35 protein-coding genes are annotated in these 26,804 nt (G+C 73.3%); 30 read left to right on the top strand and 5 right to left on the bottom strand.

All coding sequences use genetic code 11. The features are described from left to right. The gene (locus JQC91_RS13015) at positions 1 to 411 is read right to left on the bottom strand and encodes a hypothetical protein (RefSeq protein ID WP_203287239.1); all 411 of its coding nucleotides are present in this window, start codon (positions 409 to 411) and stop codon (positions 1 to 3) included. A 207-nt stretch (positions 412 to 618) separates the two neighbouring features. Between JQC91_RS13015 and JQC91_RS13010 the strand changes: the two genes are divergently transcribed. The 15 genes from JQC91_RS13010 (at position 619) to JQC91_RS12940 (ending at position 10,283) form a co-directional block, all read left to right on the top strand. Beyond that, entirely contained in the window at positions 619 to 1,077 is a 459-nt protein-coding gene (locus tag JQC91_RS13010; RefSeq protein ID WP_203287237.1) for a peptide deformylase, read from the top strand. Beyond that, a complete protein-coding gene (gene def, locus JQC91_RS13005; RefSeq protein ID WP_203287235.1) occupies positions 1,074 to 1,565 on the top strand; it encodes a peptide deformylase in 492 nt (163 codons plus the stop codon). Before JQC91_RS13010 ends, def begins: the two co-directional genes overlap by 4 nt. Before the next feature lie 8 nt (positions 1,566 to 1,573). Continuing rightward, positions 1,574 to 2,482, top strand: coding sequence for a methionyl-tRNA formyltransferase (fmt, locus tag JQC91_RS13000; protein ID WP_203287233.1), 909 nt, complete (start codon positions 1,574 to 1,576; stop codon positions 2,480 to 2,482). Further along, positions 2,482 to 2,718 carry a hypothetical protein gene (locus JQC91_RS12995; RefSeq protein ID WP_203287230.1) on the top strand — a complete coding sequence of 79 codons (237 nt, stop codon included), beginning with the start codon at positions 2,482 to 2,484 and terminating at the stop codon, positions 2,716 to 2,718. Before fmt ends, JQC91_RS12995 begins: the two co-directional genes overlap by 1 nt. A 60-nt stretch (positions 2,719 to 2,778) precedes the next feature. Then, a complete protein-coding gene (locus tag JQC91_RS12990) occupies positions 2,779 to 4,341 on the top strand; it encodes a GMC family oxidoreductase N-terminal domain-containing protein (RefSeq protein WP_203287595.1) in 1,563 nt (520 codons plus the stop codon). A gap of 99 nt (positions 4,342 to 4,440) precedes the next feature. Then, complete coding sequence (gene ispH, locus JQC91_RS12985; protein WP_203287228.1) at positions 4,441 to 5,406, top strand: 4-hydroxy-3-methylbut-2-enyl diphosphate reductase; 966 nt, start codon at positions 4,441 to 4,443, stop codon at positions 5,404 to 5,406. Further along, positions 5,403 to 6,041: a glutathione S-transferase family protein gene (locus JQC91_RS12980; RefSeq protein ID WP_203287593.1), complete on the top strand. Its 639-nt coding sequence runs from the start codon at positions 5,403 to 5,405 to the stop codon at positions 6,039 to 6,041. Before ispH ends, JQC91_RS12980 begins: the two co-directional genes overlap by 4 nt. Before the next feature lie 84 nt (positions 6,042 to 6,125). Continuing rightward, positions 6,126 to 6,743: a LysE family translocator gene (locus tag JQC91_RS12975; RefSeq protein WP_203287226.1), complete on the top strand. Its 618-nt coding sequence runs from the start codon at positions 6,126 to 6,128 to the stop codon at positions 6,741 to 6,743. Next, complete coding sequence (locus JQC91_RS12970) at positions 6,740 to 7,186, top strand: YdeI/OmpD-associated family protein (RefSeq protein WP_203287224.1); 447 nt, start codon at positions 6,740 to 6,742, stop codon at positions 7,184 to 7,186. Before JQC91_RS12975 ends, JQC91_RS12970 begins: the two co-directional genes overlap by 4 nt. Positions 7,187 to 7,316: 130 nt before the next feature. Continuing rightward, the gene (locus JQC91_RS12965; protein WP_238941488.1) at positions 7,317 to 7,784 is read left to right on the top strand and encodes a DUF3429 domain-containing protein; all 468 of its coding nucleotides are present in this window, start codon (positions 7,317 to 7,319) and stop codon (positions 7,782 to 7,784) included. Then, complete coding sequence (locus JQC91_RS12960; RefSeq protein ID WP_203287222.1) at positions 7,781 to 8,374, top strand: methyltransferase domain-containing protein; 594 nt, start codon at positions 7,781 to 7,783, stop codon at positions 8,372 to 8,374. Before JQC91_RS12965 ends, JQC91_RS12960 begins: the two co-directional genes overlap by 4 nt. Next, a complete protein-coding gene (gene rnhA / locus JQC91_RS12955) occupies positions 8,371 to 8,832 on the top strand; it encodes a ribonuclease HI (protein ID WP_203287220.1) in 462 nt (153 codons plus the stop codon). Before JQC91_RS12960 ends, rnhA begins: the two co-directional genes overlap by 4 nt. Further along, complete coding sequence (locus JQC91_RS12950; RefSeq protein WP_203287218.1) at positions 8,829 to 9,284, top strand: NUDIX domain-containing protein; 456 nt, start codon at positions 8,829 to 8,831, stop codon at positions 9,282 to 9,284. The genes rnhA and JQC91_RS12950 overlap by 4 nt, the downstream gene beginning before the upstream one ends. After that, the gene (locus JQC91_RS12945; RefSeq protein WP_203287216.1) at positions 9,281 to 9,655 is read left to right on the top strand and encodes an NUDIX domain-containing protein; all 375 of its coding nucleotides are present in this window, start codon (positions 9,281 to 9,283) and stop codon (positions 9,653 to 9,655) included. Before JQC91_RS12950 ends, JQC91_RS12945 begins: the two co-directional genes overlap by 4 nt. A gap of 10 nt (positions 9,656 to 9,665) precedes the next feature. Beyond that, positions 9,666 to 10,283: a TRIC cation channel family protein gene (locus JQC91_RS12940; protein ID WP_203287590.1), complete on the top strand. Its 618-nt coding sequence runs from the start codon at positions 9,666 to 9,668 to the stop codon at positions 10,281 to 10,283. On the opposite strand, the gene JQC91_RS12935 is transcribed toward JQC91_RS12940, so the two are convergent. Beyond that, the gene (locus JQC91_RS12935; RefSeq protein WP_203287214.1) at positions 10,261 to 10,851 is read right to left on the bottom strand and encodes an NYN domain-containing protein; all 591 of its coding nucleotides are present in this window, start codon (positions 10,849 to 10,851) and stop codon (positions 10,261 to 10,263) included. The genes JQC91_RS12940 and JQC91_RS12935 overlap by 23 nt on opposite strands. A gap of 146 nt (positions 10,852 to 10,997) precedes the next feature. Here JQC91_RS12935 and folK point away from each other — a divergent pair, with 146 nt between their 5' ends. The 13 genes from folK to recO all read left to right on the top strand — a co-directional run bounded on the left by folK (position 10,998) and on the right by recO (position 20,991). After that, complete coding sequence (gene folK, locus JQC91_RS12930; RefSeq protein ID WP_238941487.1) at positions 10,998 to 11,567, top strand: 2-amino-4-hydroxy-6-hydroxymethyldihydropteridine diphosphokinase; 570 nt, start codon at positions 10,998 to 11,000, stop codon at positions 11,565 to 11,567. A gap of 88 nt (positions 11,568 to 11,655) precedes the next feature. Beyond that, positions 11,656 to 12,009, top strand: coding sequence for a DNA-directed RNA polymerase subunit omega (gene rpoZ, locus JQC91_RS12925; RefSeq protein ID WP_203287210.1), 354 nt, complete (start codon positions 11,656 to 11,658; stop codon positions 12,007 to 12,009). A gap of 112 nt (positions 12,010 to 12,121) precedes the next feature. Continuing rightward, the gene (locus JQC91_RS12920; protein WP_203287589.1) at positions 12,122 to 14,251 is read left to right on the top strand and encodes a bifunctional (p)ppGpp synthetase/guanosine-3',5'-bis(diphosphate) 3'-pyrophosphohydrolase; all 2,130 of its coding nucleotides are present in this window, start codon (positions 12,122 to 12,124) and stop codon (positions 14,249 to 14,251) included. 1 nt (position 14,252) lies between these two features. Next, positions 14,253 to 14,951 (top strand): DUF2062 domain-containing protein, encoded by a 699-nt coding sequence (locus tag JQC91_RS12915; protein WP_343069970.1) that lies wholly within the window; start codon positions 14,253 to 14,255, stop codon positions 14,949 to 14,951. Between the two features lie 94 nt (positions 14,952 to 15,045). Continuing rightward, a complete protein-coding gene (locus tag JQC91_RS12910) occupies positions 15,046 to 15,786 on the top strand; it encodes a pyridoxine 5'-phosphate synthase (protein WP_203287209.1) in 741 nt (246 codons plus the stop codon). Next, positions 15,786 to 16,385 (top strand): LysE family transporter, encoded by a 600-nt coding sequence (locus JQC91_RS12905; protein ID WP_203287208.1) that lies wholly within the window; start codon positions 15,786 to 15,788, stop codon positions 16,383 to 16,385. Before JQC91_RS12910 ends, JQC91_RS12905 begins: the two co-directional genes overlap by 1 nt. Further along, entirely contained in the window at positions 16,382 to 16,813 is a 432-nt protein-coding gene (locus JQC91_RS12900; RefSeq protein WP_203287207.1) for a hypothetical protein, read from the top strand. Before JQC91_RS12905 ends, JQC91_RS12900 begins: the two co-directional genes overlap by 4 nt. Beyond that, positions 16,810 to 17,214 (top strand): holo-ACP synthase, encoded by a 405-nt coding sequence (gene acpS, locus JQC91_RS12895; RefSeq protein ID WP_203287206.1) that lies wholly within the window; start codon positions 16,810 to 16,812, stop codon positions 17,212 to 17,214. Before JQC91_RS12900 ends, acpS begins: the two co-directional genes overlap by 4 nt. 186 nt (positions 17,215 to 17,400) lie before the next feature. Beyond that, positions 17,401 to 18,204 (top strand): signal peptidase I, encoded by an 804-nt coding sequence (gene lepB, locus JQC91_RS12890; RefSeq protein ID WP_203287205.1) that lies wholly within the window; start codon positions 17,401 to 17,403, stop codon positions 18,202 to 18,204. A gap of 2 nt (positions 18,205 to 18,206) precedes the next feature. Further along, complete coding sequence (gene rnc, locus JQC91_RS12885; RefSeq protein ID WP_203287204.1) at positions 18,207 to 18,881, top strand: ribonuclease III; 675 nt, start codon at positions 18,207 to 18,209, stop codon at positions 18,879 to 18,881. 46 nt (positions 18,882 to 18,927) lie between these two features. Then, complete coding sequence (gene era / locus JQC91_RS12880; protein ID WP_203287203.1) at positions 18,928 to 19,842, top strand: GTPase Era; 915 nt, start codon at positions 18,928 to 18,930, stop codon at positions 19,840 to 19,842. Then, a complete protein-coding gene (locus JQC91_RS12875; protein WP_203287202.1) occupies positions 19,839 to 20,165 on the top strand; it encodes a DUF1491 family protein in 327 nt (108 codons plus the stop codon). The genes era and JQC91_RS12875 overlap by 4 nt, the downstream gene beginning before the upstream one ends. Before the next feature lie 103 nt (positions 20,166 to 20,268). Further along, positions 20,269 to 20,991 (top strand): DNA repair protein RecO, encoded by a 723-nt coding sequence (recO, locus tag JQC91_RS12870; RefSeq protein WP_203287201.1) that lies wholly within the window; start codon positions 20,269 to 20,271, stop codon positions 20,989 to 20,991. 54 nt (positions 20,992 to 21,045) lie between these two features. Here recO and JQC91_RS12865 read toward each other — a convergent pair whose 3' ends face one another. Beyond that, positions 21,046 to 22,719, bottom strand: a complete 1,674-nt coding sequence (locus JQC91_RS12865; protein WP_203287200.1) for an acyl-CoA dehydrogenase family protein — start codon at positions 22,717 to 22,719, stop codon at positions 21,046 to 21,048. Positions 22,720 to 22,870: 151 nt separating this feature from the next. Between JQC91_RS12865 and JQC91_RS12860 the strand changes: the two genes are divergently transcribed. Further along, complete coding sequence (locus JQC91_RS12860) at positions 22,871 to 23,629, top strand: sulfite exporter TauE/SafE family protein (protein WP_203287199.1); 759 nt, start codon at positions 22,871 to 22,873, stop codon at positions 23,627 to 23,629. Here JQC91_RS12860 and JQC91_RS12855 read toward each other — a convergent pair. Next, positions 23,626 to 24,138, bottom strand: coding sequence for a DUF3859 domain-containing protein (locus JQC91_RS12855; protein WP_203287198.1), 513 nt, complete (start codon positions 24,136 to 24,138; stop codon positions 23,626 to 23,628). The genes JQC91_RS12860 and JQC91_RS12855 overlap by 4 nt on opposite strands. 36 nt (positions 24,139 to 24,174) lie before the next feature. Beyond that, a complete protein-coding gene (locus JQC91_RS12850; RefSeq protein WP_203287197.1) occupies positions 24,175 to 25,791 on the bottom strand; it encodes a phosphoenolpyruvate carboxykinase in 1,617 nt (538 codons plus the stop codon). A gap of 310 nt (positions 25,792 to 26,101) precedes the next feature. On the opposite strand from JQC91_RS12850, the gene JQC91_RS12845 reads away from it, so the two are divergent. Further along, positions 26,102 to 26,803 carry a response regulator transcription factor gene (locus JQC91_RS12845; RefSeq protein ID WP_203287196.1) on the top strand — a complete coding sequence of 234 codons (702 nt, stop codon included), beginning with the start codon at positions 26,102 to 26,104 and terminating at the stop codon, positions 26,801 to 26,803. The last annotated feature ends 1 nt before the right edge of the window (position 26,804 follow it).

The raw sequence follows: 26,804 nt of genomic DNA, 5'->3' as shown, positions 1-26,804 counted from the left end.
TCAGCGCGCCGAGGCGGGGAGCGGCGGCAGTTCGCCGGGATCGATCCGGCGGTGGCTCTCGTCGCGCCACTCGCTCCATCGCGAATCGCCGAGCCTGTAGACCACGCGCGTCCACGTGGACCCGTCGCTCATGGCGAAGCGGCTCTGGCGGGCGGTGAGCACGTCCGCGCAGGGCGGCGCCACGCAGGTGCCGCTCAGCGCGAAGGTGGCGTGGGTGGGCGGCACGGGGGCGAAGGCCATGGCGCCCTCGTCCCCGCGCGCCGCGCTCCCCGAGCGGTAGGCCCCGGCGCAGGCGGTCGCGGCCGAGAGCGCGAGCGGCAGGAGCCACCGGACGCGGGCGCGCGCGGCGCGCGGCACGGCGGCCGCGTCGGGGGCGTCGATCAGCGGGGCGGGAGTGGCGGTCGGGGTCATGGGGGCACCTCTTGGCGGGCTTGGTCTGGGCTCGATCTGCCCGTCCGAGGGTGCGCCGCTTCTGGACCGGAAAGCGTCCGGAATGCGGCATCCGCGGGGAGGCCCTGTTGAGACGCCGTTGCGCGATCGCGCGGGAACCTTTCGATCCCGCCCGGCCTGTCCCGCCTCCGCCCTTGACCCGTCGGGACAGGCATGGTGGCGACGGCCATGGCCCTCTCGATCCGCCTCCACCCCGACCCCGTGCTGCGCGCGGCCTGCGCGCCCTTCGCCGGCGACGCGACGCCGCTCGCGCGCGCCATGCTGGACGCGATGTACGCCGCGCCCGGGCGGGGCCTCGCCGCCCCGCAGGTGGGCGAGGCCGTGCGCCTCTTCGTGATGGACGCGACGTGGAAGGACGGGCTGCCGGATCCGCGCGTGTTCGTGAACCCCGAGGTGACGTGGACCGCTCCCGAGACGGCGGTGGTGGAGGAGGCATGCCTCTCGATCCCGGGGCGCCCGCGCCGGGTGCGCCGTCCGGTGGCCTGCCGCCTCGCCTTCGACGGCCCGGAAGGGCGGCGCGAGGAGACGTTCGAGGGCGGGGCCGCCCGCTGCGCGCTGCACGAGATGGACCATCTCGACGGGATCCTCATCCTCGACCACCCCGAACCCGGCCCGGAGGCGGCATGACCCATCGACCCTTCCTCATGTGGCCGGACAGGCGGCTGCGGACCTCGGCCGCCCCGGTGGGCGAGATCGACGACGCGGTGCGCGCGATCTGGGAGGAGATGCTGGAGGCGATGTACGCGATGCCGGGCGTGGGGCTCGCGGCGCCGCAATTGGGGATCATGAGGCGGCTGGCCGTGGTGGACGCGGGCGACGGGTCGGGGCCGGTCCGGCTGGCCGACCCGGTGATCGTCGCGGCGTCCGAGATCCCGTCCGAATGGGACGAGGGCTCGCCCAACCTGCCGGGCGTGCGCGCCACGATCACGCGGCCCCGCGCGGTGACGGTCGCCTACACCGACCATCACGGGATGCGGGTGCGGGGCGAGTTCGTGAAGCTGCGCGCGACGAGCGTCCAGCACCAGATCGACCATCTCGACGGCAGGATGTTCTTCGACCGGCTGTCCAAGACGAAGCGCGACATGCTGCTGCGGCGCGCGCGGAAGCGGGCGTGAGCGGGGCGATGAGGGTCGTGTTCATGGGCACGCCGGACTTCGCGGTCCCCGTCCTCGACGCGCTGGTCGCCGCGGGCCACGACGTCGCCTGCGCCTACACCCAGCCGCCGCGCCCGGCGGGGCGGGGCAAGAAGGACCGCCCCTCCCCGGTGCAAGTGCGCGCGGAGGCGCTGGGGGTGGACGTGCGCGCCCCCCGGTCGCTGAGGGGCGAGGCGGAGCAGGCGGCCTTCGCGGCGCTGGGCGCGGACGTGGCGGTGGTCGTGGCCTACGGGCTGATCCTGCCGGTCCCGGTGCTGGAGGCGCCGCGCCACGGCTGCCTGAACGTCCACGCCTCGCTGCTGCCGCGCTGGCGCGGGGCGGCGCCGATCCACCGGGCGGTGATGGCGGGCGACGCCGAGACGGGCGTGTGCATCATGGAGATGGAGGCGGGGCTCGACACCGGCCCGGTCCTCTTGCGCGAGGCGGTGCCGATCGGGCCGACCGACACGACGGGGGACCTGCACGACCGGCTGGCGGCGCTGGGCGCGCGGCTGGCGGTGGAGGCGCTGTCCCGGCTCGACGCCCTCGCCCCCGAGCCGCAGCCGGAGGCGGGCGTCACCTACGCCGCCAAGATCGACAAGGCGGAGGCGGCGGTCGACTGGACCCGCCCCGCCGCCGAGGTCGCGCGCCACGTCAACGGCCTGTCGCCGTTCCCCGGCGCCTTCCTCGAGATCGCCGGGGGCCGCCTGAAGCTGCTGCGCGCGCGGGCCGTTGACGGGGCGGGGGTGCCCGGCGCGGTCACCGGGGCCGAGGGCCTGACCGTCGCGGCGGGGCAGGGCCTCGTGGAGGTGCTGGAGGTGCAGCCGGCGGGCAAGCGGGCGATGTCCGCCGCCGACTGGCGGCGTGGCGCGGGGCTGGCCGAAGGGGCGGTCGTCTGATGTTCCCGACCCTGATCGGCACGGTCGTGATCGCGGGGATCGTCGGCTACGCCTCCGAGCGGTCGGGCTTCACCCACAACGGCTACGTGCCGTCGATCGTCATCGCGGTGGGCGGCGCGTTCCTGTTCTACTTCGTGTCGATCATGTTCGGCATCGGCTTCCGCTGGCAGGGGTGGAACGCGATCCTCTCCGCTGCAGGTGCACTGGTCCTCGTGCCGACGCACTGGCGGAAATGACGTACAGAATGTGAAGATCGGCCTCCGGGCTTCGTACGAAACGTGAAGAAGGACCCCCGGATGGACGCGGACATCGCCATCGTGGGCGCGGGCACCGCCGGGTGCCTGCTGGCCAACCGGCTGTCGGCGGACCCGGCCACGCGTGTCGTGCTGATGGAGGCGGGGGGCCGCGACTCGTGGCACTGGATCCACGTTCCGGCCGGATACCTCTACACCATGGGCGACCCGCGCACCGACTGGGGCTTCCGCACGGAGGCGGTGCCGGGGCTGGCGGGCCGGTCGCTCAAGTATCCGCGGGGCCGGGTGCTGGGCGGCTGCTCCAGCATCAACGGCATGATCTACATGCGCGGGCAGGCCGCCGACTGGGACGGCTGGGCGCAGATGGGCCACCGGGGCTGGGGCTGGGACGACATGCTGCCCCGGTTCAAGCGGCACGAGGCGTTCGCGGGCGGCGCGGACGACGCGCATGGGGCGGAGGGCGAAGTTTCGGTGGGGCCGCAGCGACTTAGCTGGCCCGTCCTCGACGCGGTGCGGGATGCGATGGTGGCCTCGGGCGTGCCCGCCACGTCCGACTTCAACCGCGGCGACAACGAGGGCGTCGGCTACTACCACGTCACCCAGCGGCGGGGGCGCAGGCTCTCGGCGGCGGGGGCGTTCCTGCGGCCCGCGCTGCGGCGGGCGAACCTGCGGGTGGAGGTGGGCGCGCCGGTGGCGCGGGTGCTGATCGAGGGCGGGCGGGCCGTGGGCGTGGCGCGGGTGGACGGCACGGCGGTGCGGGCGCGGCGCGTGATCCTCTGCGCGGGGTCCATCGGCTCGCCGCACCTGCTGGAGCTGTCGGGCGTGGGCGATCCTGCGCGGCTGCGGCGGCTCGGCGTGGAGGTGGCGCATGCGAATCCCGACGTGGGCGAGCACATGCAGGACCACCTGCAGATGCGGCCCGTCTTCCGGGTCGACGCGCTCACGCTGAACCGGCTTGCGGCGACGTGGCACGGCAAGGCGCGGATCGGCCTCGACTACCTGCTCCGGCGGCGCGGGCCGCTGACGATGGCGCCGTCGCAGCTGGGCGCCTTCGTGCGGTCCGGCGACCACGTGGCGACGCCCGACCTGCAGTATCACTTCCAGCCCCTCTCGCTGGAGCAGTTCGGCGAGCCGCTGGACCGATTCGACGCGGTCACCGCCAGCGTCTGCAACCTGCGCCCACAGTCGCGCGGCGCGGTCCACGCCGCGTCGCCCGACCCCCGCGCGGCGCCCTCGATCCAGCCGAACTACCTCGCCGCCGAGGCGGACCGCGCGACGGCGCTCCGCGCGATGGAGACGACGCGCGCGCTGTTCCGCCGGCCCGAGCTGGCGGCGCTCTCGCCCGAGGAGGTGCGGCCCGGCGACGTCCACACGGACCGCGAGGCACTGCTGGCCGAGGTGGCGCGCAACGCGTCGAGCATCTTCCACCCCACGGGCACCTGCGGGATGGGACGCGTGGTGGACGACCGCCTGCGCGTGAAGGGGGTCGAGGGGCTGCGCGTGGTGGACGCGAGCGTCATGCCGTCGATCACCAGCGGGAACACCAACGCGCCGGTCATGGCCATCGCGGAGAAGGCGGCGGAGATGGTGCTGGAGGACGGGTAGGGGGCTTCGCTGACCGGAGTAATTCGGGACCATCGAAGGGCCCGGGCTGGACGGGGTGGGGGCCGCCTCATAGGTCAGGCGGGACGGAGGGACGCGCCCATGACCAGCACGACCGACACCAAGCCGCCGCTCACCATCCTGCGCGCCGCCCCGCGCGGCTTCTGCGCGGGCGTGGACCGGGCGATCAAGATCGTGGAGATGGCGCTCGAGAAGTGGGGGGCGCCCGTCTACGTCCGCCACGAGATCGTCCACAACAAATACGTCGTCGACGGGCTGCGCGAGAAGGGCGCGGTCTTCGTCGAGGAGCTGGACGAGTGCCCGCCCGACCGGCCGGTGATCTTCTCGGCCCACGGCGTGCCCAAGTCGGTGCCAAAGGCGGCGCAGGCCCGCGAGATGACCTTCGTGGACGCGACCTGCCCGCTGGTCTCGAAGGTCCATATCGAGGCGGCGCGCCATCACGAGAACGGGCTGCAGATGGTGATGATCGGCCATGCGGGCCACCCCGAGACCGTGGGCACGATGGGCCAGCTCCCCGAGGGCGAGGTGCTGCTGGTGGAGGAGCCGGAGGACGTGGCCACGCTGCAGGTGCGCGACCCCGGGCGGCTGGCCTTCGTCACCCAGACGACGCTGTCGGTGGACGACACGGCGGCGGTGGTGGAGGCGCTCAAGGCGCGGTTCCCGGCGATCGTGGGGCCGCACAAGGAGGACATCTGCTACGCCACCACCAACCGGCAGGAGGCCGTGAAGGCGATGGCGCCCCGCGCCGACGCGATCCTCGTGGTGGGGGCGCCCAACAGCAGCAACTCCAAGCGGCTGGTCGAGGTGGGGGCGGCCAACGGCTGCGCCTACGCGCAGTTGGTGCGCGACGCCTCCGACATCGACTGGCGCGCGCTGGAGGGGGTGCGGGTGCTCGCCCTCACCGCCGGGGCCTCGGCGCCCGAGGTGCTGGTCGAGGGAGTGGTCGACGCGTTCCGCGCCCGCTTCGACGTGACCGTCGAGGATGTCGTGACGGCGGAGGAGAACGTCGAGTTCAAGGTGCCCCGCGTCCTGCGGGTGCCCGCCTGACCGGCCCGCTCCGCCTGATCGGGCACGCGCCCAGCATCTACACGTGGACGGCGCGGCTGGTTCTGGCGCATCTGCGCCTGCCCTACGCCTACGCCGAGGCCGACCCCTTCGCGGGCGACCCCGTGCCGCATCCGATGGGGCGCGTGCCGGTGCTGCGGTGCGGCGAGCGGGTGCTCTACGAGACGGGGGCGATCACGCGCCATCTCGACCGGCGGGCGGGCGGGACGATGACGCCCGCCGATCCGTGGGCGGCGGCGCGGATGGATCAGGTGATCGGGATCGTGGACGCCTACGCCTACTGGCCCATGGTCCGGCAGGTCTACGCCCACGCGGTGTTCCGCCCCGCCCACGGCGAGGCGGGCGACCCGGAGGCGGTGGCTGCCGGGCTGGCGGCGGCGGGGCCGGTGCTCGACATGCTGGAGGAGATCGCCGCCGAGGGGGCGGCGCTCGGGGCGGAGCGGACGCTGGCCTGCGCGCATCTGGCGCCGGTGCTGGCGGCGTTCGGCACCGCGCCGACAGGCGGGGCGATGATCGCGGCGCGGCCCGCCTTGGCGCGCTGGGCGGGGGGGCTGCGCGGCTGGCCCGCCTTCGCGGCGACGGTGGACGCGGCGCTGCCCCGGCGAGGATCGACCTAGGATCCCGCCGCCCCGCGCCGCCGCCGGGCCCGGGATCGCGGATCGGGCGTTGCACGGCGCCGCGCGGCGGGCCACGGTCCGCCGATGATCTCCGCGCAGTTCCTCCTCACCGCCCTCGTCGTCGTGATCGCGCCGGGCACGGGCGTCGTCTACACGCTGGCCCTCGGCCTCGGGCGGGGGCGCCGCGCCGCGCTCGCCGCCGCGACGGGCTGCACCTTCGGGATCGTGCCGCACCTCGCCGCCGCGACCTTGGGGCTGGCCGCCGTCCTCCACACCTCCGCGGTGCTGTTCAATGCGGTGAAGTGGGCGGGCGTGGCCTACCTGCTGTGGATGGCGTGGGGCGCGCTGCGCCAGACCGGCGCGCTGGCCGTGAAGCCCGCCGCGCCGTCCGCCGACGGCCTGATCCGCATCGCGGTGCGCGGCGCACTGATCAACGTGCTGAACCCGAAGCTCTCGATCTTCTTCCTCGCCCTCCTGCCTCCCTTCCTGTCGGGCGACCCGGCCACCGCGACCTTGGAGATGGCCGGCTTGGGCGCGGTGTTCATGGCGATGACGTGGGGGGTGTTCGTCCTCTACGGCCTCTTCGCGAGCGCGTTCCGCGACCGCGTCCTGTCGTCGGCCCGCGCGATGGCGTGGCTGAACCGCGCCTTCGCCGGGGTGTTCGCGGCCTTGGCCGTGCGGCTTGCGACCGAGCGTGCGTGACGGGCTGGGTCGCGTTCGAGGGCGCGGTCGTGCCGATGGAATGGGGGCGCAGCACCTACACCGTGCTCCCGGTGCCGGACGCGGTCATGGCCGCGCTGGGCGAGCCGAGGCGCGTCGAGGGCGAGATCGCGGACCACCCCGTCAACCTCGCCCCGACCCGTGCCCCGGTGCGCGACGGGGCGTTCCTGTGGACGGGCAAGGCGCTGCTGGCCGAGATCGGGATCGCGCCGGGCGAGGTGGTCGAGGTGCGCCTGCGGCCCGCCGATCCCTCCGAGGTCGAGGTGCCGGACGACGTGGCCGCCGCCCTGCGCGCGGCGGACCGGACGGCGGCGTGGGAGGCGACGACGCCGGGCCGCCGCCGGGGGATGCTGCAGGCGGTGGCGACGGCCAAGCGGGCGGAGACGCGGGCCAAGCGGATCGCGGCGCTGGTGGCGGGGCTCTAGAGCCGACGCAAGCGCATCGCCGTGCCGTGGGAACGGCCCGGCGATGCGCGGCTCGCTGGCGCTCGCGTTCCGCGCGGGCGCTCCGCTCGACCGGACCTTCACCCCCTTCCCCCCACGGCCCCGGCGGGGCATGACCGCCCCCATGTTCGACGCCCCCATCCCCCGCAGCGCGCTGCTCCTCGGCCTCGCCGGGCTGCTGCCCTTCGCGTGGGGCGCCGTCACGATCTGGTCGCCGCAGGCCGCGCTCTACACGACGGCCTATGTCGGACCGCGCTTCATCGGCCCCTATGTCGGCCTGTTCTACGGCGCGATCATCCTGTCGTTCATGTCCGGCGTGCTCTGGGGTTTCGCCACCAAGGCGGAGGGGCAGGTCGCCGCCTCCGGCTACGCGCTCTCCACGCTGCCCGCCCTGTGGGCCTTCTTCACCACCGGCGGCGGGTCGGAGGCGGCGGCGGTCGCGCTGATCGCGGGCTTCGTGGGGCTGCTCGGCCTCGACTGGCTGTTCTGGCGCCACGGGCTCGCGCCGCCGTGGTGGATGAAGCTGCGCCTGATCCTCACGGCCGGGGTCGTCCTCTGCTTGGCTCCGGTGGCCCTGTGACCGATCGCGAGACCCTCTCCGTCTACGACGCGCAGGCCGACCGCTACGCCCGCGACCACGGCCACGTGCCGCCCGACCTCGCGCCCTTCGCCGCGCTGCTGCCCGAGGGCGGGCGCGTCCTCGACCTCGGCTGCGGGCCGGGCCACTGCGCCGGCTGGCTGGCGGAGCAGGGGTTCGAGGCGCACGCGTGGGACGCCGCGCCCGCGATGGTCGCCCATGCCGCCGCCCGTCCGGGCGTCCACGCCCGGCGCGCCACCTTCGACGAGGTGGAGGACGGCTGGGACGGCGTGTGGGCGTCGTTCTCCTTCCTCCACGCGCCCCGCGCCGAGGTCGGCGACCTGATCCGCCGCTGGGCCGGGACGCTGCGGCCCGGGGGGGCGTTCTTCGTCGGCATGAAGACGGGCGAGGGCGAGGCGCGCGACACGCTCGGGCGGCGCTATTCCTACGTCACCGAGGCGGAGCTGCGCGACTATCTCGAGCGCGCGGGCCTGCGCATCCACGCGGTGCGCCGGGGCCGCGAGCCGGGCCTGTCGGGCGAGGCGGCGGACTACGCCTGCCTGACGGCGGTGGCGCCCGGGGGGACGGCATGACGGACCTCGTCGCCTACACCGACGGCGCGTGCAGCGGGAATCCCGGCCCCGGCGGCTGGGGCGCGCTCTTGCAGGCCACCCGCGACGGGAAGGTGCTGAAGGAGCGCGAGCTCTGCGGGGGCGAGCCCGACACCACCAACAACCGCATGGAGCTGATGGCCGCGATCTCCGCCTTGGAGGCGCTGGAGCGGCCCTCGACCCTGACCGTCGTCACCGACAGCGCCTACGTGAAGGGCGGGATCACCGCGTGGCTGCGCGGGTGGAAGCGCAACGGCTGGCGGACCTCGACCAAGAAGCCCGTCAAGAACGAGGATCTCTGGCGCCGGTTGGACGAGGCGCAGGCCCGCCACGACGTCCGCTGGGAATGGGTCAAGGGCCACGCCGGCCACCCCGGCAACGAGGCGGCGGACCGGCTGGCCAACGAGGGCATGGCCCCGTTCAAGCCCAAGAAGCGATGACCGGGATCGTCGCGCCCATCGTCTCCGTCGTGGCGATGCGCCCCGGCGCGGACGGGCCGGAGGTGCTGCTGCTGCGCCGCGTCCATCCCCCCGTCGGCGCGTGGTGCCAGGTCGCGGGCAAGGTCGAGCCGGGCGAGACCGCGTGGGCCGCCGCCCTGCGCGAGCTGCGCGAGGAGACGGGCCTCGTGCCCAAGCGGTTCTGGTCCGCCGACGTGCTGGAGCAGTTCTACGAGGCCCGCCGCGACGCCATCGTCATGGCCCCGGTCTTCCTCGCCGAGGTGGGGGAGGGGGCCGAGCCGACGCTCGACCCCGAGCACGACGCCCATCGCTGGCTCGCGTTCGGCGCGGCCGCGGACGCCGTCTCCTTCCCCGGCCAGCGCCGGATGCTGCGCGAGATCGAGGACACCTTCGTGCGCCGCGCCCCGCATCCCGACCTGCTGATCGTCCCGTGACCGCGCCGCGCGCCATGCCCGTGCTGCGCCGCGACGGACGGGTCCTCGCCTTCCGCCACCCGCAGGCGGGGCTGCAGCTGCCCAAGGGACGGATCGAGCCGCGCGAGCGGCCCGTCGACGCCGCCATCCGCGAGCTGCACGAGGAGGCGGGAATCTTCGCCCGCGCCGTGCGGGCGCGGGGGCGCGTCCCCGGCCTCGGCTGGCACCTCGTGGAGATGGAGGCGGGGCCGCTCCCGCCGCGCTGGACGCACCGCTGCGCGGACGACGGCGGCCACCTGTTCGCCTACTTCTGGCACCCGCTCGACGCCCCGCCGCGGGGCTTCGCCGCCCCCTACCGCCGGGCCCTCGCCGCGATCGCCCGCTGGACCTGAGCCGATGGACCTGAGCGCCGCGCTCCTCCTCGACCTCGCCTCCGTCGCGGTCTTCGCCGTCACCGGCGCGCTGGTGGCCGCGCGCGCGCAGCTCGACCCGGTCGGGTTCGTCTTCGTCGCCTGCCTCACGGCGGTGGGCGGCGGCACCGTGCGCGACCTGCTGCTCGACCGCCCGGTCTTCTGGCTGGCCGACCCGCGCCCGGTGGCCCTCGCGGGGGCACTCGCCATGGCGGTGTTCTTCACCCACCACCTGCTCGCCAGCCGCATCCGCGTGATCGTCTGGCTCGACGCGCTGGCCCTCGCGGTCGCGGTGGCGGCGGGCGTGGCGGCGGCGCACGGGACGGGCGCCGCCCCGTGGGCGCAGGTGGTGATGGGCGTGGTGACCGGCTGCCTCGGCGGGCTGATGCGCGACGTGGTGGTGGGCGAGGTGCCGCTCGTGCTGCGGCAGGGCGAGCTCTACGTGACCGCCGCCTTGGCCGGGGCGGTGGCCGCCGTGGCGGCGCGGACCGTCCTGGGCGACGGCTGGCCCCCCGCGCTGGCCTGCGCGGCGACCACCTTCGCGCTGCGGGCGGGATCGATCCGTCTGGGCTGGCGCCTGCCGGGCTTCAGGCCCCGGCCGCCACGCTGACGTCGCGCCGACCGTCGGTCGCGTCCTCCTCGCGCGCCGCGCGGGGCGGGCGCCCGATCACGTCGCGCAGGTCGTCGAGGTCGATAAAGTTGTCCGCTTGGCGCCGGAGCTCGTCGGAGACCATGGAGGGCTGCGAGCGGATCGTGGAGGCCACCGACACCCGCACGCCCCGGCGCTGCAGCGCCTCGACCAGGGCGCGGAAGTCGCCGTCGCCCGAGAACAGGACCACGTGGTCCACGTGCTGCGCCGCCTCGAGGGCGTCGACGCAGAGCTCGATGTCCATGTTGCCCTTCACGCGGCGGCGGCCCTCGCGGTCGATGAACTCGCGCGCGGGCTTCGTCACGATCGAGAAGCCGTTGTACTGCAGCCAGTCGACCAGTGGACGGAGGGGCGAGTATTCCTCGTTCTCGAGGATCGCGGTGTAGTAGGAGGCCCGCAGGAGCTTGCCGCGGCGGGCGAACTCGGCGCGCAGGAGCTTGTAGTCGACGTCGAATTGAAGCGCTTTGGCCGCCGCGTGGAGGTTGGCGCCGTCGATGAAGAGCGCGAGGCGCTCGTCGCGATAGAACATTATCGAACAACCTTCCGCGGGCTGGTATGCTCGTCGGAGTGCGGATCCCGGAGCACAATCTGTTTCCCCCATTTCGGCTTCTTCCCCCTTTATCGCAAGGGCCCGGCGCAGGCGACGCCGCGAAGGCGGGCTTTCGCCACCTGCGGTTGAGGGGGTCGGCGGCCTCTCGCGCGGTCACGGCGCTCGTCGCGCTCGGGGGGAACGCGGGCGGGCCCGAGGCGGCGGCGGCGCGGCTCCGCCGGGCGATGGGGGCGCTGGAGCGGCTCGGCGCCGTGCGCCGGTCGCGGATCTGGCGGTCGGCCGCCTTCCCGCCGGGCAGCGGGCCGGACTACGCCAACGCGGCCTGCGCGGTGACGACCGGCCTCGGGCCCGACGCGCTGCTGCGCGCGCTCCATGCCATCGAGCGGAGGGCCGGGCGCGGGCGGACGCGGCGCTGGGGGGTGCGGACGCTCGACCTCGACCTCGTCGCGTGGGGCGGCGCGATCGCGCCGGACCGGGGCACGCTGCGCGCGTGGATCGACCTCCCGGCCCCGGCCCAGGGCAGGCGCGCCCCGCGGCGCCTGATCCTGCCGCACCCGCGGATGCAGGACCGGCCCTTCGTGCTGCGCCCCTTGGCCGAGGTCGCCCCCGGCTGGCGGCACCCGCTGCTGGGCCGGACGGTGGCAGAGATGGCCGCCGCGCGACCGTCCGGTCCGGACCTGCGCCCCTTGGGGTGACGGCCCGTCCCGGCGGCCCGCACCGCCTTGTCTTTGCCTAGGTCGATGCGTAAGTGAACGCTCTCCCCACCCGCCCGGAGGATGCCCCATGGCCCGCGTCACCGTCGAGGATTGCGTCGACAAGGTTCCCAACCGCTTCGAGTTGGTCCTGCTCGCCGCCCACCGCGCCCGCGAGATCGCCACCGGCGGCGCGCCCACCGTGGACCGCGACAACGACAAGAACCCGGTCGTCGCCCTGCGCGAGATCGCCGAGGAGACGCAGTCCGCCGACGACCTGCGCGAGCGCCTGATCGAGTCGAACCAGACCCAGATCGAGGTCGACGAGCCGGAGGAGGACAAGATGGCCCTCCTGATGGGCGTCGAGAAGGACGCGCCCGCCGAGGACGACATGAACGAGGAGAAGCTGCTCCGCGCCCTCATGGAGGCCCAGAGCCAGCGCTGACGCGATGATGGACGAAGGCGCCCCCCGCAGCGCGGCGGCCCCTTCGGACCTGCCGCAGGCCGACCCGCCCGCCCCCGCGCGGGCGTCCCTGCCGCGCGAGCGTCCCGCCGCCTTGCGCGGCCCCGACGACCTCATCGCCCTCGTGCGCGGCTACAACCCGCGCACCGACGAGGGGCTGCTGCGCCGCGCGTGGTCCTACGGCGAGGCGATGCACGCGGGCCAGATGCGCCGCTCGGGCGAGCCCTACTTCACCCATCCCGTCGAGGTGGCGCGCCTGCTGGCGCAGCAGCATCTCGACGACGCCACCCTCGTGACCGCGCTGCTCCACGACACCGTCGAGGACACCCGCGCGTCCCGCGACGAGGTGGAGGCGGGGTTCGGGCGCGAGGTGGCCGACCTCGTGGACGGGGTCACCAAGCTGACGAAGATGGAGCTCGCGGGCGGCGGCGACGAGCAGGCCGAGAACTTCCGCAAGCTCTTCATGGCGATGTCGCGCGACCTGCGCGTCATCCTCGTGAAGCTGACGGACCGGCTGCACAACATGCGCACGCTGCGCCACATGCCGCCCGAGAAGCAGGCCAAGAAGGCCCGCGAGACCATGGAGATCTACGCGCCGCTCGCGGGCCGCATGGGCATGCAGTGGATGCGCGAGGAACTGGAGGACCTCTGCTTCGCGGTCCTCAACCCCGTCGCCCGCCGCTCCATCCTGCGCCGCTTCGCCACGCTGGAGGCCGCGTCGGGCGACGTGATCGCCCGGATCGGCGAGGACATCGAGACGGTGCTCGCCCGCGCGGGCATCGCCGCCGAGGTGTCCGGCCGGATCAAGCGGCCCTTCTCCGTCTGGCGCAAGATGGAGCAGAAGGAGATCGGCTTCTCGCGGCTTTCGGACATCTACGGATTCCGCATCGTGACGCGCGGCGCGGCGGCGACCGACGACTGCTACCGCGCGCTGGGCGCCGTGCACCGCCGCTGGAAGGCCGTGCCGGGCCGGTTCAAGGACTACATCAGCCAGCCCAAGTCGAACGGCTACCGCTCGCTCCACACCACCGTGTCGGGCCGCGACGGCAAGATCGTCGAGGTGCAGATCCGCACCCAGGAGATGCACGAGGTCGCCGAGAGCGGCGTCGCCGCCCACTGGGCCTACCGCGACGGGGTGCGCGCGGGGAACCGCTTCGCGGTCGATCCGACCGAATGGGTGGCGCAGGTCTCCAAGGCCTTCGACGAGGCCTCCTCCCACGAGGAGTTCCTCGAGGCGGTGAAGCTGGAGATGTACGTCGACCAGGTCTTCTGCTTCACGCCGAAGGGCGACGTCATCAAGCTGCCGCGCGGGGCCACCCCGCTCGACTTCGCCTACGCCATCCACACCCGCATCGGCCACCGCACCGTGGGCGCCAAGGTCGACGGGATGCGCGCGCCGCTCTGGACGCGCCTGCGCAACGGCCAGCAGGTCGAGATCGTCACCGCCGAGGCCTCGGCCCCGCAGGCCACGTGGATCGACATCGTCGCCACGGGCCGCGCCAAGGCCGCCATCCGTCGCGCCCTCAAGGCCGAGCGGCGCGCGGGCCACGTGCGCCTCGGGCGGGAGCTGGCCCGCGTCGCCTTCGCCGCCGCCGGGCGCAACGCCACGGAGAAGGCGTTCCGCGCCGCCGCGCGCCCCTTGGGCTACGACGACGCCGAGCACCTGCTCGCCGCGATCGGCGCCTCGGAGGTCGCCGCGTCGCGCGTGATCGAGGCCCTCTGGCCCGAGGCCGCGGACGGCGCCGCCGACGCCGAGGCCCCCGTCGCCGCCGCCGAGGCCATCATCGGCCCCGAGGCCGGAACGGAGTTCACCCGCGCGCCCTGCTGCTGCCCGGTGCCGGGCGAGCGGATCGTCGGCATCACCTACCGGGGCGACGGGGTCGTGGCCCACGCCATCGACTGCCCCCGCCTCGCGGACTTCGCCGAGCAGACCGAGCGCTGGGTCGACCTCCACTGGCACCCCGGCCGCCACCCGGCCCGCTACGCGGTCCCCTTGGAGATGACGATCGCCAACGACGCGGGCGTGCTGGGCCGGATCTGCACCTCCATCGGCCTCGCCGGGGCGAACATCGCGGACCTGCGCTTCGAGGACACCAAGCCCGACTTCTTCCGCATCGCCGCCGACGTCGAGGTGCGGGACGTCGAGCACCTCCATGCCGTCATGCAGGCGGTCGAGATCGACGCCGACGTGGCCGCCCTGCGGCGGATCCGGGCGGCGGAATAGGGTGTTCAAGCGCCGGGACACCCTTCCCGTCTGGGAGCGCGCCGCGCGGATGCTCTGGCCCAAGGGGGGCTGGCACCGCGCCGCGCTCTACGTGAAGCACCGCCTCCGCCGCCTGCCCGACACGCCGCGCAAGATCGCGCGGGGGATCATGGCGGGCGTGATGACCACCTTCACCCCGTTCTACGGCCTCCACTTCGTGATGGCCGCCGCCCTCGCCGTGGTGATGCGCGGCAACGTCATGGCGGCGCTGCTCGGGACGTTCTTCGGCAACCCGCTGACCTACGTGCCGATCGCGGTGGTCTCGCTCAACTTCGGGCACTGGATGCTCGGCACGGAGATGCGCGGCGAGGTGGACGAGGGGCTGACCGCCAAGTTCTTCGACGCCAGCGGCGACCTGCTCTGGAACAGCTGGGCGGCGCTGCGCGGGCAGGACGTGGACTGGACCGCCACGGCGGTGTTCTGGAACGACGTCGTCTGGCCGTGGACCGTGGGCGGCATCGTGCCGGGGATCGTCACCGGCATCGCGGCCTACGCGGTCTCGCTGCCGCTGATCGAGGCCTACCAGCGCCGCCGCCGCGGCATCCTCGCCAAGCGGCTGGAGACGATCCGCGCCAAGGCCGCCCAGCGCGCCGCGGGCCGGGCCGAGGCGAAGGCGGCCCGCAAGGACGCCAAGCGCGGGGCGGGGGACGCGGCCTCCTAGCGCCCCGCCACCCGTCCGGCCCCGTCCGGTCCGGCCCTCCGGGGTGGAGCCCCACCCGCACCTCCGCTATCGCTTCCCCACGGGAGGATCCGCCATGCACCGCCTTCGCCTCGGGGTGAACATCGACCACGTCGCCACGCTGCGGAACGCCCGCGGCGGGCGCGACCCCGACCCCGTCCGCGCCGCGCTCCTCGCCCAGTCCGCCGGGGCGGACGGCATCACCGCGCACCTGCGCGAGGACCGGCGCCACATCCGCGACGCCGACATCCCCGCGATCATGGCCGCCATCCGCATCCCGCTGAACTTCGAGATGGCCGCGACCGAGGAGATGCGCGACCTCGCCGTCGCCTACTGCCCCCACGCCGTCTGCCTCGTGCCCGAGCGCCGCGAGGAGCGCACGACCGAGGGCGGGCTGGACGTGGCCGGGTCCAACGTGCTGGCGGACATGGTGCCCGTGCTGGCCCGGAGCAGCCGCGTCTCCCTCTTCATCGCCGCCGACCCGGCGCAGGTCGAGGCGTCCGCCTCCGTCGGCGCGCAGGTCGTCGAGCTCCACACCGGCGCCTTCTGCGACGCCGTCGCGGACGGGCACGAGGCCGAGGCCGCGGAGGAGCTGGAGCGTCTCCGCGCCGCCGCCGCCCAAGCGCACGGCCTCGGGCTGGAGGTCCATCTCGGCCACGGCATCGCCTTCGACAGCGTGGCGCCGCTGGCCGCGATACCCGAGGCGGTGGAACTGAACATCGGCCACTTCCTGATGGGGGAGGCGCTGTTCGTCGGCCTCCCCGCCGCCTTGGCCGAGATGCGCCGCCGCATGGACGACGCGCGGCGGGCGGCGTGATGGACGTGCTGCTGATCGGGCTGGCGACCTTCTCGGTCGTCTGCGCCACGCCCGGTCCCGCCATCCTGACGGTGATCGGCACCGCGATGGCCCAAGGCCTCGGCACCGCCTTGCGCCTGTCGCTCGGCCTCTCGCTCGCGCTGGGGCTCTGGGGCGTGCTCGCGGCGGCGGGCTTCGGCGCGCTCCTCGCCGCCGCGCCCACCGCGCTGGCCGTCCTCAAGGCCGGGGGCGGCGTCTACCTCCTTTGGCTGGCGTGGAGCGCGGGACGGGCCGCGCTGCGCGTGCGCGCGGGGACGGCCGCGGGGGGCGGGGGCTTCCGGGCGGGCCTCCTGCTCAACCTGTCGAATCCCAAGTCGGTCTTCGCGTGGACCGCCGCCATCGCCGTGGGCACCCCGCCCGAGGCGCCGGCGCTCGCGTGGCTGCTCGTGCCGATGGCGACCGTCGCGGCGGTGGCGATCAATGGCACCTACGCGGTCGTGTTCTCCCGCCCGGCCTTCCGGACCGCCTACGCCCGTGCCCGCCGCTGGCTCGACGGGATCGCCGCCACCGTGTTCGCCGCCTTCGGGGCGGGCCTCCTCTCCGAAGGACTCCGCAGATGATCCGCATCCGCCTCGGCGCGCTCGCCCTCGCCGCCTCCGCCATCCCCGCCGCCGCGCAGGAGGTCACGGACTGCGACGGCTTCCGCGGCTCCGCGCGGAACGTGGACTGGACCTACCCGACGCGCACCTACGCGAACGGGGACGTCCGCCTCGTCGCCCTCGACGTGGGCGAGCCCGCGCTGGCCGCCCGCCACCTCATGGTGCTGCTCCCGGATCCCGAGATGGGCTTCCAGACCTGCGCCCTCGTCAGCCGGTTCCGAGGGTCGGGCTGGGCGGGCATGGCGCTGCGCGACGCCACGGCCGCCTACGACCCCGCCACGGGCCTCGTGATCCGCGTCCCCGTCACCACGGGCGAGGACGGCACGTTCCGCGGCGAGACGCTCACCGTGACCGTGAACCAGCAGTCGGGCGTGGTGACGGCGGAATGATCCTCGGGATCGGCACCGACCTCGCCAACATCGAGCGGATCGAGGGCGTCCTCGACCGCTTCGGCGACCGCTTCCGTGACCGCGTCTTCACCGAGCGCGAGAAGCGCCGCGCCCTTCGGCGGGTGGACGACGAGGCCGCGACGCTGGCCAAGCGGTGGGCCGCCAAGGAGGCCTGCTCGAAGGCGCTCGGCACCGGGCTCAGGATGGGCATCGCGTGGCGCGACATGGCGGTCGCCAACCTCCACACCGGCCAGCCGGTGATGCACCTGACGGGCTGGGCGGCCGAGCGGCTGGAGCGGATGACCCCGGACGGCCACGAGGCGACGGTCCACGTGTCGCTGACCGACGACCACCCGTGGGCCCATGCGATGGTCGTGATCGAGGCGAGGCCCTTCGCCTGAGCGGGCGGGGGCCGCGCGGCCCCGGAGGGCGTGCGGCGGTGCACGGGGGGCGCCCCCCACGGGAACTCGCGCGACGCGCGCCCGCTCACCCTCGTCCGTCGGCGCGCGCCCCCGTTGACCCCGCGCCCCCCCACGGGCAGGGAGGCGCCCGAACCGGGCGGGGACAGGCCCGGCGGAGGGGTGCGGATGGCGATCTTCTCGAAGTCGAAGCAGAAGGAGGAGGGCCTCTTGGAGACCCTCAAGACCGTGCTCTGGGCGCTGGTCATCGCCGGCCTCTTTCGCACCCTCCTGTTCCAGCCGTTCTGGATCCCCTCGGGGTCGATGAAGGACACGCTGCTGATCGGCGACTTCCTGTTCGTCAACAAGATGGCCTACGGCTACTCCCGCCATTCCTGCCCGTTCTCGATGTGCCCCTTCTCGGGCCGCCTCCTCGGCTCCGAGCCCGAGCGCGGCGACGTCATCGTGTTCCGGCATCCGGGCAACGGGCAGGACTTCATCAAGCGCGTCGTCGGCCTGCCGGGCGAGACGGTCCAGCTCAAGGACGGCGTCCTGTTCATCGACGGCGTCGCCGCCCCGCAGGAGGCCGTGGAGCCCTTCGCCGAGATCAAGGAGCCGCAGGGCCCGCAGGGCCGCCTGCCGGCCTGCGCCAACGAGCCCGTGGGCCTCGGCGGCACCTGCCTCAAGGCCCGCTTCATCGAGACCCTGCCCAACGGCCTCTCCCACTCCATCCTCGACATCCGCGACAACCGCTCCGATCCCCGCGCGGACAACACGCCGCTCTACACGGTGCCGGAGGGGCATTACTTCTTCCTCGGCGACAACCGCGACAACTCGGGCGACAGCCGGGTGCAGGGCGGCGGGGGCGTGGGCTTCGTGCCCTACGAGAACCTCATCGGACGCGCCGACCGGGTGATCTTCTCCTCCGCGGGCAGCCGCATGATCTACTTCTGGACGTGGCGCCTCGACCGCTTCTTCGAGGAGATCGTCTGAGCGTGAAGCTCTCCGCCGACCTCGCCGCCTTCCAAGACCGGATCGGGCACGACTTCGCGGACCCGGACCTCCTCGTGCGGGCGATGACCCACTCCTCCTTCGCGGGCGGCGCGCGCCCGTCGAACGAGCGGCTGGAGTTCCTCGGGGACCGGGTGCTGGGCCTCGTGATGGCCCAGCGCCTGATGGCCGACGACCGCGACGCCGCCGAGGGGCAGCTGGCGCCCCGCTTCAACGCGCTGGTGCGCAAGGAGGCCTGCGCCGACGTGGCGGGACAGATCGACCTCGGCGCCGTGCTCAAGCTGGGGCGGTCCGAGCGGATGTCGGGCGGGCGGCGCAAGGCGGCGCTCTTGGCGGACGGGATGGAGGCGCTGATCGCCGCCGTCTACCTCGACGCCGGGCTGGAGGCGGCGCGCGACCTGATCCTGCGGCTCTGGGGCGACCGGGTCGACGGCGTGGCCGAGGACGCGCGCGACGCCAAGACGACGCTGCAGGAATGGGCGCAGGGGCGGAAGATGGCCCCCCCGTCCTACGCGGTGGTGGACCGGACCGGGCCGGACCACGCGCCCTGCTTCGTGATCGAGGCCAAGCTGCAGGACGGGCGCGCGGCGCGGGGCGAGGCCACGTCCAAGCGCGCGGCCGAGCAGGCGGCGGCGCAGGCGCTGCTGGACGACCTGTAGGGCGGGCGCCCTACACACGCCCCGCGACCTCGCCTATGTGGCGCCCATGACAGACGCCCCCACCCGCGCCGGCTTCGCCGCGCTCATCGGCGAGCCCAACGCGGGCAAGTCCACGCTGCTCAACGCGATGGTGGGGGCCAAGGTCTCCATCGTCACCCACAAGGTCCAGACCACCCGCGCCCGCATCCGCGGCGTCGCGATGGAGGGCCGCTCCCAGATCGTCTTCGTCGACACGCCCGGCCTGTTCCGCCCGCGCCGCCGCCTCGACCGCGCGATGGTCGCGGCCGCGTGGGGCGGGGCGGCGGACGCCGACGTGATCGTCCTGATGGTCGAGGCGCATCGCGGCGTGACCGAGGGCGTGGAGGCGATCCTCGACGGCTTGGACGAGCGGGCGGGCGACACCCCCGTCTGGCTGGCCATCAACAAGATCGACCGCGTGAAGTCCGAGGTGCTGCTCGGCCTGACGGCGGACCTCAACGCCCGCCGCCCCTTCGCGCAGACGTTCATGATCTCCGCCGAGAAGGGCCATGGCGTGCCCGCGCTCAAGGCCGCGCTGGCCGAGGCGATGCCCGAGGGCCCCTACCTCTACCCCGAGGACCAGATCGCGGACCTGCCCACCCGCATGATCGCCGCCGAGATCACGCGCGAGAAGCTGACGCTGCGCCTGCATCAGGAATTGCCCTACCAGCTGACCGTCGAGACGGAGGGTTGGGAGGAGCGCAAGGACGGGTCCGTCCGGATCGACCAGCTGATCTACGTCCAGCGCGACGGTCACAAGGGCATCGTGCTGGGCAACAAGGGCGAGACGGTGAAGGCCGTGGGCAAGGCCGCGCGCGAGGAGCTCGAGGGCTTCCTCGACCGGCGGGTCCACCTCTTCCTGCAGGTGAAGGTCCGCCCGAACTGGCTGGACGAGGCCGAGCGGTTCGACGCGATGGGCCTCGATTTCAAGGACGGCGCTTGAGCCTCGCCACCTCCCTCTGGGTCGACGCCTACCGCCGCCGGATCGAGCAGGAAGGCGCCTTCGCCCATGTCGTCCGCCGCGGCGACGCGGAGAACGGCGCCGTCCTCGTGACCGTGGCGACGATGGATGGGCGGGCCACGCTCTACCAGCGGTCGTTCGACCTGATGACCGGGGACCGCCGCTGGGTCGTGCTGGCCGAGGGGACCGAGGCCGAGGCAGCCGACGCCGTCCGGCGGCAGGCGGGGTTCGACCCCGACCTCTGGGTCGTCGAGGTGGAGGATCCCAAGGGGCGGCACCTGCTGGACGACGAGTCCTTGGCCTGAGGGGGCGCTGCCCCCGGCCCCGCGGACCTCCCCCCGGGATATTTCCCGCCGGACGAGGCCGCGATCCCGTGCGCGGCGCAGCCGCGATCCCTATATTCCCCGCATGGATTGGCGTGACGAAGGCACCGTTCTGGCCGCCCGCCCCCACGGGGAGACGGCGGCCATCGTGGACGTGCTGACCCCCGCGCGGGGGCGGTGGACGGCCGTGGTGCATGGCGGCATCTCGCGGCGCATGAAACCCGTGCTGCTGCCGGGCAACCGCGTCTCCGTCGCATGGCGCGCGCGGCTGGAGGGGCACATGGGCTCCTTCGCCTTGGAGCTGGTGAAGGGCCGCGCCGGGGTGGTGATGGGCGACCCGCTCCGCCTCGCCGCCTTGTCCTCCACCTGCGCGCTCACCGCCTACGCCCTGCCGGAACGGGAGGCGGTGCCGTCGCTCGCCACGCTGACCGACGAGTTGTGCGACGCGATCGCGGCGAACGAGGGGTGGCTGCCCGGCTACGTGGCCTTCGAGGTGGCGCTGCTGGAGGCGGCGGGCTTCGGGATGGACCTGTCCACCTGCGCGGCGGGCGGGCAGGGGGCGCTGACCCACGTGTCCCCGCGCACGGGGCGCGCGGTCAGCGCGGGCGCGGCGGTGGGCTACGAGGACCGGCTGCTTCCGCTGCCGGAGGTGCTGGCCGGGGGCGAGGCGACGCTGGAGGGCGTGGCGGCCGCGCTCAGGACGACGGGTCACTTCCTCGAGCGGATCGCCGAGCAGATGGGCCGTCCGGTCCCGGCGGCGCGGGACCGCTTCGTCCGGGCGGTGGGGCGCGAGGCGAAGATGGGGTGAAACCCCATCCTACATCGCCGCGAGGGCGCGCCGGTAGGATGGGGTTCTACCCCATCACGCCAGCAGGCGGCGGGCGATGACCTGCGCTTGGATCTCGGCGGCGCCCTCGAAGATCGACAGGATGCGCGCGTCGCAGAGCACCCGGCTGATCGGATATTCGAGCGCGAACCCGTTGCCGCCGTGGATCTGCAGCGCCGCATCCGCCGCCGACCACGCCACGCGGGCGGCCAGCAGCTTGGCCATCCCCGCCTCGAGGTCGCAGCGCCGCCCCTCGTCCTTCTCGCGGGCCGAGAAGTAGGTGATCTGGCGCGCCACCGCGATCTCGACGGCCATCATGGCGATCTTGTCGGCCACGCGCGGGAACTCCGCGATGGGCTTGCCGAAGGCGGCGCGGTCCTCGGCATAGGCGAGGCTGAGATCCAGCGCGTTCTGCGCCACGCCCACGGCGCGGGCGGCGGTCTGGATGCGGGCGGACTCGAAGGTCTGCATGAGCTGCTTGAAGCCTTGGCCCGTCTCGCCGCCCAGCAGGTTGTCCCCATCGACGCGGAAGCCGTCGAAGGAGAGCGTGTACTCCTTCATCCCCCGGTAGCCGAGCACCTCGATCTCGCCGCCCGAAAGCCCCTCGTCCGGGAAGGGCGCGGCGTCGGTGCCCGGCGTCTTCTCGGCGAGGAACATGGACAGGCCGCGCCAGTCCTCCGTCCCCGGCTCGGTCCGGGCCAGAACGGTCATCACGTGGGTCCGCGCGGCATGGGTGATCCACGTCTTGGCCCCGGTGACGGACCAGTCGCCCCCGTCGCGCACCGCGCGGGTCTTGAGCGCGCCGAGGTCGGAGCCGGTGTTCGGCTCGGTGAACACGGCGGTGGGCAGCGTCTCGCCGGAGGCGAGGCGCGGCAGCCACTTGGCCTTCTGCGCCTCCGTCCCGCCCGCGAGCACCAGCTCGGCCGCGATCTCGGACCGGGTGCCGAGGCTCCCCACGCCGATATAGGCGCGCGACAGTTCCTCGGAGACCACGCACATCGCCGCCTTGGGCAGGCCGAGGCCCCCGTGCTCCTCGGGGATGGTCAGGCCGAACACGCCCAACTCCGCCATCTCGTCGATGACGTCCATCGGGATCAGCTCGTCCTTGAGGTGCCATTCGTGGGCGTGGGGCGTGACCTTGTCGGCGGCCCAGCGGGCGAACTGGTCGCGGATCATCTCCATCTCGTCGTCCAGCCCCGTGGCGGGGGTCGCCCCGTCGCGGATCAGGCGGGCGAGGCGGGCGCGGGCGGCGGGGGTGTTGCCCTCCTGGGTCAGGCGCATGACCTCCGGCGCCATCAGCGCGCGCTGGTCCTCTTGGCTCAGCCCCATGTCCTGCGGGCGGACGATCTCGGACTGGCCCATCGGCAGGCCGCCGTAGAGCTGCCAGAGGTACTCGCCGAACGCGACCTGCAGGATCAGCGCCTCGACCTCGCCGAAGGCGTCCTCCGCCTCCAGCCGCGTCGCCCAGCCGTCGAGCTGGCGCAGCGCCTCCACGTAGGTGGCCGTCCATGCAAGGGCGTGGGCGGCGGTCTGGTGGCGGTCCAGCAGGGCCGGATCGACGCCGCCGTCGGGGCGGACGAGGGCCGAGACCGAGGCTCGGCAGGCGGCGAGATGGGCCTCGGCCGCGGCGACGGCCGGACCGGTCAGGGCGCGCAGGTCGGCGAGGAGGGGCGCGTCGGCGAAGGCGGGCATGGCGCCGTCATGGGGCATCGGAGGGTCTCCTGTCGAATCGCCGAGACGTGGGACGGCCTGTTTGCAGTTGCAGCGAAACTTAGTTGCGCACCTTAGGTCAGACAAGCCGCAATCGTGTCGCGCGCGATTTCCGTCGCGGGGCGGCGGGGAGGCGGGTAGGGGAGGGCGGATGGACGCGCTCACCCCCCTCGACTGGACCCTCGCGCTGGGTCTCGCGCTGGCGGCGGGGACGATCAAGGGGGCCATCGGCTTCGCGCTGCCCCTGATCATGGTCTCGGGCCTGTCCTCCTTCCTGCCCCCGCCCGTCGCGCTGGCCGGCCTGCTGATCCCGGTGCTGGTCACGAACGGCATGCAGGTGCTGCGGCAGGGCGTGCGCCCCGCGCTGGACGCCTCGCGGCACCACTGGCGCTACATCGTCACGGTCGTGGTGGCGATCTTCGTGACGGCGCAGTTCGTCGCCTACCTGTCCCCGCGGGCCTTCTACTTCGTGCTGGGAGTGCCGGTGGTGCTCCTGTCGGTGATCCAGCTGACGGGCGTCCGCCTCTCGATCCCGCGCCGCCTGCACGTGGCGGCGGAATGGGGCATCGGCCTGATCTCCGGCATCCTCGGGGGGCTGGCGGGGACGTGGGGGCCGACGACGGTGCTCTACCTCTTGGCCATCGACACCCCCAAGGCGCGGCAGATGGTGGTGCAGGGCGTGATCTACGGCGCGGGGTCGGTGGCGCTCGTGGCGGGGCACCTCCGCTCGGGGCTGCTCAACGCGGAGACGGCGCCGTTCTCGGCGGCGCTGCTGGTCCCGGCGGTGATCGGCATGTGGATCGGCTTCAGGCTGCAGGACCGCATGAACCAAGACCTGTTCCGCCGGGTCACGCTCGTGGTCCTCGTGATCGCGGGGGTGAACCTGATCCGCAAGGGGATCATGGGCTAGGACGACAGGTTCCCGAGGCAGACGGCGTCCACCCGCGCGTTGCCGAACCGGCCCACCACGTCGAACGGCACCTCGAGCAGCACGTCGCCGGACAGCGCCTCGATGGCGAAGGTCCAGCGGCCCTCGACCATCTCGTAGCCGTGGTCGAACGTGTAGATGCGCAGCGACGCCGCGCCGGGGGCGAGGTCGCTCTCGTAGGTCTGCCGGGTGACGCCGCGCGGCCCCATCGGCGGATGCGTCGTCACCACGCGGATCGGCAGGAGCGGCGCGCCGTCCTTGAGGCCCACCCGGATGCCGAAGGACAGCTTCTCCATCACCGGCACGACGCGATCGGGCAGGTCGAAGGCGATCCCCTCTTCGATGGAGGTGATGAACCCCGCCTCCGTGCCGGGGGCCGCCGTGGGGACGCCGTCCCGCTCGCCGGGACAGACGACCCCCGCCTCGACCAGGCGGACCTGGGCCGCGGCGGGCAGGCCCGCGAGGCAGAGCAGGAGGGTGAGGGCGCGCATCTTCGCACCCTCGCCCCCGGCCCAGAGCGTGTCCAGTCAGCCGAGCGCGGCTTGGCGGGTCTCCGCGTCGAGCGCGTGCTCGTACTGGGCGAAGTTCTCTGTGAACATGGCTACGAGCTTGGCGGCCTGCGCGTCGTAGGCGTCCTTGTCGGCCCACGTCCCGCGGGGATCGAGCAGGGCGTCGTCGACGCCGGGGCAGGCGGTGGGCACGTCGAAGCCGAAGTTCGGGTCCCTGCGGAAGCGTCCCTTCGACAGCGTCCCGTCGAGCGCGGCCCGGAGCAGCGCGCGGGTCGCCTTGATCGGCATCCGTTCCCCGGTGCCGTAGGCGCCGCCGGTCCAGCCGGTGTTGACCAGCCAGCACTCCGACCCGTGCTGCGCGATCTTCTCGCGGAGCAGGTTGCCGTAGACCTCGGGGCGGCGCGGCAGGAAGGGCGCCCCGAAGCAGGTGGAGAAGGTGGGCGTCGGCTCCGTCACGCCGCGCTCGGTCCCCGCGACCTTGGAGGTGAAGCCCGACAGGAAGTGATACATCGCCTGCGCGTCGCTGAGCCGGGCGATCGGGGGCAGCACCCCGAACGCGTCGCAGGTCAGCATGACCACGTGGGTCGGGTGGCCGCCGCGCCCGCTCTCGGAGGCGGTCTTGATTGCCTTGAGCGGATAGGCGCACCGCATGTTCGCGGTCAGCGAGTCGTCCTCGAAGTCGAGGGCGCGGGTCTCGGGGTCGAAGACCATGTTCTCGATCACGGTGCCGAACATCTCGCAGGTGTCGAAGATGTCCGGCTCCGCCTCGCGGGTGAGGCCGATCGTCTTGGCGTAGCAGCCGCCCTCGAAGTTGAATGCGCCGTCGTCGGACCAGCCGTGCTCGTCGTCGCCGATCAGGACGCGGTCGGGATCGGCGGACAGCGTGGTCTTGCCGGTGCCCGACAGGCCGAAGAACACGGCCGTGTTGGACGTGTCGTCGGGGGCGTGGTTGGCCGAGCAGTGCATCGGCATGACGCCCTTCTCGGGGAGCAGCCAGTTCAGCAGGGTGAAGACCGACTTCTTGTTCTCGCCCGCATACTCGGTGCCCGCGATGAGGATCGTCTTGGCGTCGATGTTGATCGCGATGACCGTGTCGGAGCGGCAGCCGTGGCGCTCCGGGTCGGCCTTGAAGGACGGGCAGTTGAGGATCGTGAACTCGGGCACGAAGCCGTCCAGCTCGGCGCGCTCGGGACGGCGCAGGAGGTGGCGGATGAACAGGGAGTGCCATGCCAGCTCAGTGATGACCCGGACGTCGAGGCGGTGGGACGGGTCCGCGCCGCCGTAGAGATCCTGCACGTAGAGCTCGCGGCCCTTCACGTGCGCGCGCATGTCGGCATGGAGGCGGTCGAAGGCGTCCGGCTCCATCGCCGCGTTGGTCTCCCACCAGACGTGGTCCTCGGTCGAGGGGGTGCGCACGACGTGCTTGTCCTTGGGGGAGCGGCCGGTGAACTTGCCGGTCTCCACGAGCAGCGTGCCGCCTTGGCCGAGCGTGCCCTCCCCGCCGCAGATCGCGTTCTGGATCAGGGCCGGCTCCAGCAGGTTGTAGTGCACCGCCCCGAGGTCGGAGAAGCCTTGGTGGGCCAAGGTATGGTCGGGGTTCACCCGCCCCGTGGGGGTCGTCGCGTCGAGGGCCATCGCCTGTCTCCTCCGGTGCCGGATCGTCGTCCGGATGCAGGACGCACGATCTGCGGGTCCGGTTCGGCCGGACCACCTTCTGGTTGCGCTAACGGAAAGATGTTTACGCTAACGAGTGACCGGTGGAGCTTCGTGAGCGGACCGGTGCGCGCCCCGACGTTAACGGTTGAGCAATGCAGGAACGCCACAGTTCGGCCCATCGGCCGGGTGATTCGCGATAACGCTTGCCCGGTCGGGTCCGATTGGAAAGGATACGCCCAAAAATAGGCGTCGCCCCAAGGCGGCCGGGCAGCACAGAAGGAAACAGGCGATGTCCAAGATCGCGCTCGTCGATGACGACCGGAATATCCTGACCTCCGTCTCCATGACGCTGGAAGCCGAGGGCTTCGAGGTCTCGACCTACAACGACGGCCAGTCGGCGCTCGACGCCTTCTCCCGCGACATGCCGGACCTCGGCGTGTTCGACATCAAGATGCCCCGCATGGACGGCATGGACCTGCTCCAGCGGCTCCGCCAGAAGTCCTCGGTGCCGGTCATCTTCCTGACCTCCAAGGACGACGAGATCGACGAGGTGCTCGGCCTGCGGATGGGCGCGGACGACTACGTCCGCAAGCCGTTCTCCCAGCGCCTCCTCGTCGAGCGCATCCGCGCCATCCTCCGCCGTCAGGAGGCCGTCGCCTCCGACGCGACGGAGACCCCCGAGGAGACGCAGGCGATGGTCCGCGGCTCGCTCTCGATGGACCCGCTGCGCCACGCGGTGAAGTGGAAGGGCGACGACGTCACCCTCACCGTGACCGAGTTCCTGCTGCTGCAGGCGCTCGCCCAGCGTCCCGGCTTCGTGAAGTCGCGCGACCAGCTGATGGACGTGGCCTACGACGATCAGGTCTACGTCGACGACCGCACGATCGACAGCCACATCAAGCGCCTGCGCAAGAAGATGCGCTCCGTCGACCCCGAGTTCTCGGCCATCGAGACGCTCTACGGCATCGGCTACCGCTACAACGAGGAATGAC

Source organism: Jannaschia sp. Os4 (genome assembly GCF_016820245.1).
GTDB lineage: Bacteria > Pseudomonadota > Alphaproteobacteria > Rhodobacterales > Rhodobacteraceae > Jannaschia.
The sequence above is the reverse complement of the archived record's forward strand: the minus strand, read 5'-3'. Positions and strand labels throughout refer to the sequence as shown.